The organism is Frankia sp. CgMI4, from assembly GCF_001756285.1.
GTDB classification, from domain to species: Bacteria; Actinomycetota; Actinomycetes; order Frankiales; family Frankiaceae; genus Frankia; species Frankia casuarinae.
In genome coordinates this window covers 39,554-51,987 of sequence record NZ_MAQZ01000003.1, presented here as the reverse complement: position 1 = coordinate 51,987, position 12,434 = coordinate 39,554, and the positions used below count along the sequence as shown (strand labels likewise).

General features: G+C 68.0%; 10 protein-coding genes. 1 reads left to right on the top strand and 9 read right to left on the bottom strand.

Annotation, left to right across the window (positions count from 1 at the left end):
- Positions 1–129: 129 nt before the first annotated feature.
- On the bottom strand, positions 130–1,233 hold the full coding sequence (locus Manayef4_RS01305) for a glycosyltransferase family 4 protein (protein ID WP_167534310.1): 1,104 nt from the start codon (positions 1,231–1,233) through the stop codon (positions 130–132).
- Positions 1,234–1,404: 171 nt separating this feature from the next.
- Here Manayef4_RS01305 and Manayef4_RS01300 point away from each other — a divergent pair, with 171 nt between their 5' ends.
- On the top strand, positions 1,405–2,364 hold the full coding sequence (locus tag Manayef4_RS01300; protein WP_023840916.1) for a glycosyltransferase: 960 nt from the start codon (positions 1,405–1,407) through the stop codon (positions 2,362–2,364).
- Positions 2,365–2,407: 43 nt separating this feature from the next.
- On the opposite strand, the gene Manayef4_RS01295 is transcribed toward Manayef4_RS01300, so the two are convergent.
- From Manayef4_RS01295 to Manayef4_RS01260, 8 genes are all read right to left on the bottom strand, one after another.
- On the bottom strand, positions 2,408–3,310 hold the full coding sequence (locus tag Manayef4_RS01295) for a right-handed parallel beta-helix repeat-containing protein (protein WP_254665410.1): 903 nt from the start codon (positions 3,308–3,310) through the stop codon (positions 2,408–2,410).
- A 151-nt stretch (positions 3,311–3,461) separates the two neighbouring features.
- Entirely contained in the window at positions 3,462–4,652 is a 1,191-nt protein-coding gene (locus tag Manayef4_RS01290) for a glycosyltransferase (RefSeq protein WP_011436010.1), read from the bottom strand.
- 34 nt (positions 4,653–4,686) lie between these two features.
- Positions 4,687–6,180, bottom strand: a complete 1,494-nt coding sequence (locus Manayef4_RS01285; protein WP_070130427.1) for a lipopolysaccharide biosynthesis protein — start codon at positions 6,178–6,180, stop codon at positions 4,687–4,689.
- A 122-nt stretch (positions 6,181–6,302) separates the two neighbouring features.
- Complete coding sequence (locus tag Manayef4_RS01280) at positions 6,303–7,772, bottom strand: O-antigen ligase family protein (protein ID WP_070130362.1); 1,470 nt, start codon at positions 7,770–7,772, stop codon at positions 6,303–6,305.
- 34 nt (positions 7,773–7,806) lie between these two features.
- On the bottom strand, positions 7,807–8,574 hold the full coding sequence (locus Manayef4_RS01275) for a Wzz/FepE/Etk N-terminal domain-containing protein (RefSeq protein WP_011436007.1): 768 nt from the start codon (positions 8,572–8,574) through the stop codon (positions 7,807–7,809).
- Positions 8,575–8,760: 186 nt separating this feature from the next.
- Positions 8,761–9,729, bottom strand: a complete 969-nt coding sequence (locus tag Manayef4_RS01270; protein WP_232234918.1) for a glycosyltransferase family A protein — start codon at positions 9,727–9,729, stop codon at positions 8,761–8,763.
- 174 nt (positions 9,730–9,903) lie between these two features.
- Positions 9,904–11,148, bottom strand: coding sequence for a class I SAM-dependent methyltransferase (locus Manayef4_RS01265; protein ID WP_070130361.1), 1,245 nt, complete (start codon positions 11,146–11,148; stop codon positions 9,904–9,906).
- A complete protein-coding gene (locus Manayef4_RS01260) occupies positions 11,149–12,339 on the bottom strand; it encodes a class I SAM-dependent methyltransferase (RefSeq protein ID WP_070130360.1) in 1,191 nt (396 codons plus the stop codon).
- Between the last annotated feature and the right edge of the window lie 95 nt (positions 12,340–12,434).

Genomic DNA, 12,434 nt, shown 5'->3' with positions numbered 1-12,434 from the left:
CGTCATTCAAACATGCCTGTGTCCGACCACGACCGAGGAAACCGTCGGTGCCCGAGGACCCCGGCCGGTCCCGAACGCCCATCTGTCGGTATTTCTCCTGACCACGGATTCTCCGTTTTCCGGGCTGGGCTAGAGCTCTCTCAACAAAGTCGCGAACCGGCGGGCCTGAGCTTCCGTGTTCAGGCGATGCTCGACGTCCAGGCGGGCGGCCGCACCGAGCGCGGCCGCCCGGTCCGGGTCGAGCACCAGATGCACGACCGCTTCAGCGAGCGCATCGGTGTCGTAGGGCGGAACGAGAATCCCGGTACGGCCGTGATCGACGTAGTCCCGGATGCCGGGGGTATCGGTCACCACGACGGGACGACCACTGGCCATCGCCTCCAGCACGACGGTTACGCCGCTCACGTGAAGATTGGGCCGGAGGCAGACGACCACCATCGACGCGGCCCTGTACAGATCGCTCACCTCGGGAAGAGTAAGACGGTTCCGACGCCGGCCGAGCCACGGTGGCACGGCCACGTTTCGGGCTGTCACCAGCTCGAGTCTCAGCTCCGCCAGCCTCAGCTCCGCCAGCCTGCTCCACCCCTGGGACAGGCCGCGGATCAACGTTTCGAAGTCGCGGTGCCGATCATTTCCGACACTCACCACGAGCCCTTTCTTCGGAGGGTTGACAGAGGTCCGGAAAAATGTGGAGTCGACCCCGAACAGGACGTGCGAGAAACGTCCTTCAGGAATGCCCAGCTGCGTTCGGAGCGGCGGAATCTGGGCGGTGGAAAGCGTAAATATCCGGCTGGACCTTCGCAGGGCACAACGGGCGATCTTCAGCGAGCCGGGCCGTCGACCGGCGACATCGGCCAGCCAGATCACRCCGGTCACGACGGGGGGATGGTTTCGCGTTCCCGCCATCAGCGCCGCCGGGACCCCGACCCGCTCGTCCCAGCACAAGACGACGTCCGAGCCACCGACCGTTCGGCGGGAGGCCGCGGTCTCCACCCACTCATAGCCGCCRAAAATACGCGGACCACGAACGAAGAACGCGTCCCGGGATACCCGCAAGCTAACCGGAGAGACTTTCACTGAATAGCGCGCCAACCGATCGAACCCATACGGAAGAGCGTCCGGAACCTCGCCGCGACCGTGACGCTCGCGCCACTTGTTCGCGTCAAGGCCGCCGCTGTAGTGAAGCGCAAGATTACATTCGACCATTAGTCCACCTAAGTTCTGGTAGTTCACGAGAGTTCTCATCGCCAGCGCCGGGCGTCACCACGGGAAGTGTCGTCGGGTCCCCACGCACGCGCCCGGTCCGGTCACGATGGTCTACCGTGTGTGCCGCCCGCCTACCTGAATACGACTGCGTCGCGCGGGCCGGCGCCGGCCTGGGGTGATCAGACCGTGGATTTTGTCATGCAACAGTCAGATCGCGCCGACCGGGTGAGCGGAAAAACCCCCGCCACCCCGGCGCACTATAAGCATGCGCGCGCAAGCGTCGTCATTCCGGCCTATAACGAGGCGGCCGTGATCGGCCGCTGCCTTGACCGGCTCGCCGACGGCGCCGCCCCCGAGGACCTGGAGATCGTCGTGGTCGCCAACGGCTGCTCCGACGAGACCGCCCGTCGGGTCCGCGACCGAGGTGTCCGCTGCGTGGAGACCGCGAAGGCCGGCAAGGCGGCCGCGCTGAACCTTGGCGACGCCGAGGTCACCACCTTCCCGCGATTCTATGTGGACGCCGACCTGGAGGTGTCCGGCGCCGACCTGCTACAGGTGGCCGACGTGCTGCGGACCGGCCCGGCACTGGCCGCATCACCGCACCTGACAATCCGTCTTGCCGGCACGAGCCGTGTAGTACGCGACTACTACCGCATCTGGCTGCGGCTGCCCTATGTGCGCAACGGCCGAATCGGTGGGGTCATCGGAGTGAGCGAGCAGGGCCGGGCCTGTTTCGATCGTTTCCCGGACGCAATCGCGGATGACTTCTTCCTCTATCACCGGTTCGCACCGGATGAGCGATCCACGGTCGACGGCACCTGTTTCGTCGTACATCCGGCCCGGACCGCACGCGACCTCGTTCGACAAAAGAGCCGGGTTTTCGCCGGCAACGCCCAACTGCGCGCCCTCGGGCTGGCGCCCGCGGGCGGTTCCACGAAGGATGGTCGTGGCATCGTCGGCGGGTCCGTGGACTGGCTCAGGGTGGTCCGCGCCGAGCCCCGCCTGCTCGGCGCGGCGCCGGCGTACCTCGCGGTCTCCACCGTGGCGAAGGTGCTCGCCCGCCGGAAGGTGCGTCGCGGGGACCTCGGCACGTGGGAGCGTGACGGCAGCAGCCGCGGAGGCAGCCCGGCACCGTCAACGTCGACGTCGTGTCCCTGACCTTACTTCGGGTCCGGCCACACATCGGGTCCGGCCACACAGGTCATCGGGTCTGGCCACACAGGACCACCGGCCGGCCGTTGTCCGCCCAGACATTCCCGGCACTGAAGAAAGTGCTCCTACCGGCATCGTCGTTGCCCAGCCGGCAGACATTCCAGCGGAAGCCGCGGCCGAAACGGTTGTCCGTCACGCGGAGATTCTTGGCGGCGACCACGAGCGTCGTTCCGCCGGCGTTCAACCAATTGTGGTCGACGACCACGTCACGGTTGCCTCCGTTCGCCCACTCCAGAAAGACGACGGCTGTCTGGGTCTTGTCGTACGGGGAGAGGTCGATGTTGTTGCACACCACACTCAGTTTCCGGACGCCGCGGACCTGGATGCCGTCGGTGTGGGCCCCTTTCGGCGGCCTTCGGTCGTGGACGTAGTTATGGCGGATGATGACGCCGGAAACCGGTTCGAGCGTGGACGAGATGTGGAAGCCGTCGTCGCCACCGGAAAGATTGYTGTACTGGATGACGTGACMGGTGCCACCGCTGATCGCAATCCCACTTGTCGCCACGTGATCGATCAGCACGTGGCTTCCGCGCACGCGGATGCCATCGTGGACGATCGAGTTTCTTATCGTCACGTTGTCGGCGTAGATGTCGATGAGTCCGGAGAACTCCTTGTTCTCCAGTACCTGTCCGGGAGTGGCCAGTTTCCCGGCGGGCATCGGCTGGAACCGGGATCCGGGCGCGGGGCCGGTGTTCGAGGCGTCCGGCTTGCGGTCGCATCCTCGGGCCGCGGCCTGGTCGTCCCCTGGTAGGCCGCGGGTCGCGGCAGCGCCATCCGGTGAAACCCCGGCCGGGACAGTGGCGGGGGCCGGTGCGCCCGCCGTCCGCGCGGGCCCGCCTCTCGAGCGAAGGGCGACCAGCAGCCCACCGCCCGCCACCAGCACCGCAAGCATCGCCACGGATCCAATCAGGACATACCGGCGTCGATTGGTCAACTCAGCGCGAGCCATCGAATCCTTCCAGGGATATCCCACTGAGCCGGAGGCCGCGCCATACCGGCTCTTTTCGCGGGTCCGCAGACCCGAGCGAGGACCGCCAGCCGGTCTACGCCTGCACCGCCAGAAGACGGGATTCGGCCGGCGCGGCCGGGCCAAGGACGAAGTCCAGGAAGGCGACGTGCCGAGCGGACCAGCTGTTGTCCGCGACGAAATCCAGCCGGTCAGCCTCCGTGACGGCCGGCCAGATCAGGACCTCGTTCATCGCCGCCACCGGATCGTCCCCCGGGCGCAGCAGCCGGACCCGCCGCCCGATGCCCCGAACCGGGGCGAGGTCCGTGGCGAGGACGGGACGCCCGGCCGCCAGATATTCGTAGATCTTGATGGGGTCCATGGCCTCGGTCAACGGAGTGCTCCGGTGGGTGAGCAGGCACACGTCGGCCGCGGCGATCAGACCGGTCACGGCCGGCCGGGGCAGATGCCCAGGCAACCGCACCGACCGCAGCAACCGCAGCGACCGGACGGAGGCCTCGTCCGGGATGGGGCCGGCCAGAATCACGGTGCCRGCCGACGCCAGGCGGCGAATCATGTCCAGATCGAGGCGAGTGTCGACGGTGCCCGCATACACGCACCACGGCCGCGGGAGGCGCCGGAGCCAGTCCGGCGGGGACGGCGGGCGCAGCCACTCGGCCGGATCGACACCGTTGTGCACGACCAGCCCGGCACCGGTGGGATGGAGGCGTTCCAGCAGCGGCCTGGACACCGCGATGACCGGCAGCCGCCGGCGCCGGATCTCCTCGTAGGCATGCCGGAAGGCCGGATGCCACCGCCGTAGYGGTGGGTAGGTCGCCCAGTCGTCCCGGGCGTAGTACATGACCGAGCCGGCCCAGGACATGTCGGCAAAGCCCGCCAGCGGCGGATACATGGTGATCACGACGGGTCGTTTACAGCCGGCTCGGGCCGCGGCCCGGCCGAGCCTCCTGTCATACCGCCGATAGGCCGCCCGCAGCGACGGCAGCGTCACCGGGTCCTTGCGGCGCCACCGCTGCGGCGACACCAGATGCCCCTCAACGCCACCGGACGGTGGCAGGACGGTGCTCCGGCCGCCCCGCAGCACCGTACCGAGATGGCTCCGGAACGGCTCGGCCACCACCACGCGCCGGACCCGGGGCGATCGCAGCAGGGTTAGCAGGAGACGATCGGGAGGACGCATGTACGCCCTGATCGCCATGTCCTGGAGCGTCTCGATCGGCAGGGCCAGCACCACGTCCCGCTGATCCGCCGTGGGGGCGTCTTTCATAAGAGTGAACTCCTTCACCGTTGAGCCATCGGGTTCACCCGTGAGCCGTCGGGCCCAGCGCGCCGTCTCTGCGCGACGACGCCGAAGCAGGCTGCCCCGAGCCGGCGCTCGCGCGCCGGACGCACTGCAGTAGGTCCGCCAACGCGGGTGGACGTTGCCTCCACGTGATCACGACGTAGGTCGCGGCACCAGCCAGCACGCTCGCCAACAGGCACACCGGGCGGGCGAGCCGGAACCCGTGGGTGAGCCACTGGACGGCGGCCATCACGGCGACGGTCCCCGCGGTCGCCACGACGTGCGGCCAGACCGCGGTGACCAGCTCGCGCGGCTTCGCGTCCACCAGGCTGAAGGGAATCGCGAAGCCGGGCGGCAGCAGGAGGACGATCACGATGGCGTACGCCGCCGCGACCCCGTTGATTCCCCACGGCAGGCCGGCGAAGTAGCTGCCGAGCATCAGCAGGCCGGAGAAGATTCCCCAGCGCAGCAGCAGGTCGGTTCTTCCCTTCACGTTGTAGAGGACTCCGACGCTGAAACTCACCGACTGGATGCCGCCGATCGGGGCGAGCAGCCAGATGAGCGGCACCAGCCGTTCCCAGCGCGCGCCGAGCACGACCAGGACGACGTCGCGCGCGACGACAGTGAGTCCAGCCATGACCGGAAAACAGACCAGAGCGGCGACCGCGCATGACCGGAAATAGACCCGGCGGATCGCGGAGTGATCGTTCTGGAGCCGGGAAAGACCGGCGAACATGACTTCCTGAAACGCCGTGGAAACAGTGCTCACCGGATACATGAGCACCCGCTGCGCCAGGCCATAGTAGCCCAACTGCTGGGCTCCGAGGAAATGCCCGACAATCACCTTGTCGCCGTGCAGCAGAAAGAAGTTGAAGACGCTGAACCCGCTCAGGTTRGCGCTGAAACGCAGCACGGACCTGACCTCGGCGGGGCTGAACGAGGCCCTGGGACGCCACGGCGACTGCAGCCACGCGACGAGGGTGGTGACCCCGAATCCGACCAGATAGCCGATGACCAGTGACCACACCTGGTAGCCCAGCAGAGCGAGCACGATCGAGCAGGCCGCGTTGGCCGCCGTCCCGRTGATGTTCGCCGCGGCGACGGCACCGAACTTCATCTCCCGGCGGAGCAGCCACTGTTGCAGGTCACCGAGGCTGGCGAGCAGCAGGCCGAGGCCCAGGACCTGGAGCACGGGCGTCAGCGCCGAGTCGCCGTACAGGCTGGCCAGGCCGGGCGCCAGCAACGCCAGCAGGCCCGAGATGACCAGACCAAGCCCGATATTGAGGAAAAAGACGCTGCTGAGCAGCCGCTCGCTGATCTTGTCTCGTTGGACGACCGCCATGCCGGTCCCGAAACCCCGCAGAATTTCGAGGAACATCACGATGACCAGCGCCATCGTCATGAGACCGAACGCCCGCGGTTCGAGCAGGTGCGCCAGGACGACCTGGACCAGCAGGCGGGTGACCTGCACGACAACCTGGTTCACCGACATCCACCGGGCGCCGCTGGCCATCGAACCGCGCGGCGCCCGACGGGGCGGCGACGGTTCCGCCACGGTCTCCCTCGCCCCCGACGGGGCGGCCGACCGGGTCACGGCCGGCTGGGTCACGGCCGGCTGGGTCACGGCCGGCTGGGTCACCGCTGCCCCCCGGGGGCCAGGACCGCCGGTGCGGCGGTCATCCGCCAGAGTGCTCCGGCGCAGCCGATGAGCAGGAACAGCAGGCCGGCGAGCAACGCGAAGCTCAGGGCGTCGAAGGTGAGGAAACTGGCGACCCCGGCGAGGATCGAGGCCGTCAACGCCTGGCCGAGCTCCCGGTCACGCTGTTCCCGGGCCCACCGCCGCGCCCCACGGGCCACCGAGAGACCGACGGCGACCCAGACCAGCAGCACGGTTGTCCCGACGACTCCGGTCTCCAGCACCGAGCCGAGTAGCTGATTGTCAAGGTAGAAGTACTGGTGGGGGGTGAACGTGCCCAGCCCACGGCCGAGGAGCGGCCTTTGCGTGAACAACTTCCAGACCGGGGCATAGTCCTCGGTGCGGCCGGTCACGCTGGGGTCCGCGTCGGCCCGCAGGAACAGCGAGACGGTCGCCTCGATCAGACCGGGAAACACCGTGTGCAGGACGAGGACGGACCCGGCCAGCGCCAGCAGGCCGTTGAGGCGGYGGCGAACCGGCCAGATCGCCGTCAGGGTCAGGATCGCCACGGCGAGGCTCACGGCGGTGCTTCGCGAGACGCTCATCGGCAGGACGGCCCCGATGACGGCGACCTGGGCCCAGGCACCGACCCGCGCCCACCCGCGGGCGGCAATGGCGTAGTGCAGGGCCAACGGCAACACCACGGCCAGGACAACCCCKAACTCGATCGGATGCACGGCCGTCGCGGCGACCCGCTCGAAGCCGGACCGGACGTCAATGCGATCGACGTCCGGACTGRGCGACAGTCCCGGGGGGACCAGGACGGCGCTGTAGTTACGACCGGTCAGAAACTCGATCCCGCCGATGGCGGCCATGAAGGTGGCGCCCAGCACCACCCGGCGCAGCAGGCTGTCCAGCCGGGTCCGGCACCGGATCGCATCGGCGGCCAACAGCGTCACCCCGGCCTGTGCCACCACCGTCACGAGACTGCGATGAGCGGAGCTGACCTCTGTCGCCTCCACCACGCGGGTGAACATCATCRCGAAACTGAGCGTGAGAACCCATACGAGYACCAGCGTCGCGGCCCGCACCGGCTGGAACACCGGGTCGAAGCGGGCACGTCGTGCGGCCTGGTGAACCAGCCAGCCGGCAAGACAGCAGAGGCCGACGGGCACGGTCAGCTTCCCCAGCGGGGGGAGCCGGTAGGTCGCCGGCACGGCAAAGAGAACGAAGACCATCGATGTCAGCAGCGTCACCGCGTCCCGCCGACTCGCCAGCAGGGGTACCGCCACGGCCGGGACGGCCAGCACCACGGCCGGCCCGACCGGCCCGAGCACCATCGCCGCCGCTACGGTGGCGGATCCGAACGCGACCGCGGCGAGCACCGGCCCGGCGACGCCGGGTGCCTGGCCGGTACCGAACGGCCCGACCCCCGGCGCCGCCCGGCCGACGAGAGAGCCGGCGGTCATCCGGCCACCAGCCCGCTGATCACCGGTTCGCCTCTCACCGATTCGCCTCGAACCGCCAGGCGACCCGTCGAGTGCCCGCCATGGAATCTTCGGGCAGTGCGTGCCGTCCGCGCCGACCCCGGCCGCGGCTGGCGCCTGCCCGGGCGGCACCGTAATGCTCCGCCCGTGACCGTGACCGGGCCCGGCGCCCGACCTCGGCGTCGACGGCAAGCGCCAGCCCCAGCGCCGCCGCTACGCCGAGGAACGCGACGGTGCCAAGCAGCTTGAGGCTGCGGGCGGGCCGCACGCTCATCAGCGGCGGCTCGGACAGCGGCGCTATCCGGTAACGCTGGTCCGGCGGCACAGCAGACTGCAGGCCGTTCGACTTCGCGGTGATCACACGTACCACCTGATCCAGGGTGCGAGTGGCCTCGGTGGGATCGGCGGCCGTGGCCGTTATGTCGAGGAATACCGTCTCCGGTTGCACCGAGATCTCGTAGTCACCATGGAATCCAGCCGAACGGATCTCCTCCCGTACCTGGCGAGAGTCCATGATCTTCGACTCCGTGAGAGCCAGCGACTTGAGCGAATCGCCGAAGTAGGAAAGCGGGTTGACGGGCTGCAGGATAAACCCGGAACCGGAGGAGGATGCGGCGAGCTTCTGYTCCACCGACGGGCCGACCACGAGGACCATGGCCTTCGTCTGGTAGACGGGCTTGGCGACAGACATCGTGATCCCGATTGCGGCCGCCGTGGCGAGCAGGATCGGAAGCATGACATACCATCGGCGGAACGCCGTTCTGGAGACCGTCACGATGTCCATGTCGGACTCCCCCGGTAAGCCGACGACGCCGACGGCGAGGCCTGGTCCGCACCATGACCGGAAGGTTCTGTCATTCGGGGCTCCAAGGATTCATGCACCTGAACCGATCCCATCATCAGCCTGGACCGATTCAATGTAGTCGCCCTGCGCCGCGCCGATATGCAGGCCGACCCGCGTGTCGCCGCGCTACCTGGACCGCTGGGAGGGGAACTTCGCGGCGATTCGTGTCCCGATTCGGGTCCCGATTCGGGTCCCGAATGCCGCGCGTACCTCGCCACCCATGTGCCGAGCATGGGGCAATGCCCACTGCCGCCCCAGAACCGCCAGGCAGCGAGCCCGCTCGGCCCGGTCGAGCCGGTCGTGGGACAGGATCACGTGAACCATCCTGATGGTCTTCTCCACCATCGGCAGCGACGGCGCCCGCCGGTGCGGGTCAAACCACAGAGCGCGTTCCGCGGCATCTGGGTTGGCATTCATAGAAGTATTCTCGTGGAAACGCCTGAGAAACAGGCGTTCGGGCACCTCGACAAACTGRCCGCCCAGGGCGAGCTGCGCCAGGAGAACCACGTCTGAACCGACGTACTTTCCGATGAGATCCGTCTTCAGGAGCGCTTCTGCCCGTATGACGCCGAATACCGGATGGTATTCCGTACGGGTCGACAGGAAGTGTCGCAGACGCTCGTGCGGCGTCGGCTCACACAGGTTCATCCCATCCTCGAAGCCACCGGTCACCGTATCGTTCAGGTCGATGAGCGCCGTTTTGGGGTAGGCCAGGACGGCGGCGGACGACGCGGCAGTCAGGGCCTCGACGCACCGGCTGACGAACGCGGGGGCGCAGAGGTCGTCATGGGCGGCCCACTTGAAGTAGGTTCCCGCGGCGAGGTGGACGATCCGGTTGTAGTTCCAGGCCGCGCCGCGGTTCACCGGACTCCGGTGGTACTCGATCCGCGGATCCCGGCGGACGAATTCCCGGCAGATCTGCTCGGTTCGGTCGGTGCTGCCGTTGTCGGCGACGACGATCTGAAGATTCGGGTAGTCCTGCACGACGATCGACTCCAGCGCCCGAGCCAGGAAGTTCTCCCCGTTGAAGACGGGTAGTCCCACCGTCACGAGCGGCCGGGCGTCCGGGTGGGGTGACGGGACACCGGGCCCCACAACACCACGGTCCACAACATCACACCCCACAACATCACGCCCCACGACACCACGCCCCGCCTGGCGATCAGGTCCCTTGGGTCGGGCCTCGTCCTGGGTGCCGCTGTCGATAGGTATGGCCATTCTCCATCGTCCCTCCGTCCGACCGGAGCCGAACCTCTGCTGACGAGATTGTCAGCTGCTAAGTGGCACGACCTCCGCGGGCACACCCAGTTCCGCCAACCGGCCGCGCACCTCGTCCAGATACAGCGGATTCGGAAGAAAAACGCGCCCCACCCGCTCCACCGACAGGTCCTCGGGTGCCAACACCGGATGCCCGGTGCCGGGCACGAACAGGCCCCTCTTCCGCGGGTTGAGGTCGACGACTCCCCGCACGGCGGAACCGACGTCCAACACGTTGAGGAATGCCACCCCCTTGGACCCCGCGCCCCAGACCAGCGCACGCGGCGCGTCCCAGGCGGAATCGGCGTCCGTCGCCAGGTCGGCGAGATGCGCGGACCAGCGCCCGACAACCTCCCGGTAGACGTCACCGAACTTTCTGGCCTGGACCACGAAGCGGTCCGTCGCCACCACGTCCTCGCCGGCGGCCGGTCCGATCCGACCGGACGGACGGGTCGTCGGCGCCGTCTTGGCCTCGATCCAGAGGAACTGGTCACCGTAGGATGTTCCGGCGTCGGTGATGGTGAACCCGGCCGCGCTCACCACCCGCCGAAGTCCAGCCGGCGAGAAGTACGACACGTGCGGGTAGATGAAGTCCCACACCCCCGCCTCGCCGAGGACGAAGCCGCCGTTGGGCACCTCGAGATACAGCGACGCGTCCCGGCCGCCCAGCGCATTGCGGATATCGGTCAGAAAGCCCAGTGGATCGGACACGTGCTCGAGGACGTGCCGGCAGACGACAAGATCCGCCGGGAGATGGGAATAGCGCGAACCGTACAGGTCGACCACAAAGGTCACCGCGGCGTCGTCGGCACGTTCGGGGCCGATGTAGGTCGGGTCGTACCCGGTTCCGGCACACAGTCCCCGGGCACACAACAGGCGCAGGAAGTCCCCCTTGCCCGACCCGATCTCGACAACCTCCCGCCCCACCAGGTTATGCCGGACGATCAGACGGTCCGCCAACGCCTCGGCGTACGCCCGGAAGGCGGGCGAGAAGTGCAGCGAGTTGTCATACTCGCCGCCGTACTCGACGAGGYCGGCCTCGAACGCGACATTGACCACGGTGCCGCACTCGGCACACAGCGACAGCTCCAGAGCACGGCGCTGCGCGGTCATGGCGGCTTCCCGCGACGGCCACAGCACGCCGGTCATCACCGGCGAACGCTCAACACGTACCAGGTCTTCGAGCGCGGTGCCCTGGCATGCCGGACAGACATTGGTCACCGGACAGACGTTGCTCACCAGACAGACATTGCTCACTCAGACGGCCCTCAGCTCGGTGTCGACGCCCAGCCGGGTCAACTCCCCCGCGATCTCGTCACGATAGATCGGATTCATGATGATCAGAAGATCCGGCCTATCTTCCCGCAGCCACTCGGACGGGACGATACGGTGGCCGCTGCCCGCCATGAACATGCCGTGTTTGTGCGGGTTGATGTCGACGGCRTAGCGGACCAGGTCGGCGGCCGGGCCGAGGGTCGCCAGAAACGACACACCTTTGGAGCCCGAACCCCAGATCGCCGCCTTTTCGCCGCGCTGGTGCCCGCGCCACAGCATCTCGCTCCACCGGTTCAGCGTCGTGGCCACCTCACGCTGGAAGTGCCGTACCCCGACGCGCAGGGTGGCCAGGTCGTCCTCGATCGGCAGCGGGTCACCGGCCGCCGGAACGGTGGACGGCCGCGCCTCGATCAGCAGGTACTGATCGTCATAGTCGAGGGAGACGTCGAGCACCTCGAACCCGGTAGCTCGGAACAACCTCGCCAGCGAACCGGCGCTGAAATAGGAGCAGTGCTCGTAGTACACATCCCAGAACGCCGCCTCCTGCAGCACCCGCAGGACGTCCGGCAGCTCAAAGAGGACCGGGATATCGGTCCGGTCACCGAGCGCGGCCCGGATCATCCGCATGAAGTCGCCGACCGGCGCGATGTGCTCCAGGGTGTGCCGGCACACGACGGCATCGGCGGTCAGGTGCGCATACCGCTCGGAGTAGAGGTCCGTGATCCAGGTCAGCCGGCCGGCAACCGGGCTGGTGATGCGCTCGGGCCGGACACCCGGGTCGATCMCGATGCCGGCGCCGGCACCCTGCTCCACCAGGTGGACGAGAAACTCACCCTTGCCGCACCCGATCTCCAGGACCGTCTTCCCGTACAGATCGTACTTGTCGGTCCAGCGCTTGGCGAGGTCCCGCGCGAACTCCTGAAATCGGGTGGAGAATGCCTGCGTCTCCTCGTACCGGGCGGAGTACTGATTCTTGGTCGGATCGAAGGCCGTGTTCATGATGAAGCCGCAGCGCTCGCAGAAGGCGATCCGCAGATCACCCTTCGGGAACGCCCGGGCCTCGTCCTCGTCGGCCAGCAGCAGACAACTGTGCGACGGGACGTCGTCCTTTGTATAGACGGAGGTGAGACGGGAACCGCCGCAGGCGGGGCAGGCGGTGGACTGGTCAGTCATGGAACGACCCTCGGTGTCGGAACGGGAAGGATGAACCGGCAGCCCCGCCGCGGGTACGTCGCCGCAGGTATGTCGAGCCGCGGCAGCGGCGGCCG

Coding starts and splice junctions, on each gene's coding strand:
- Manayef4_RS01300 (WP_023840916.1), top strand. CDS start 1,405: ATGCAACAGTCAGATCGCGCCGACCGGGTGAGCGGAAAAACCCCCGCC.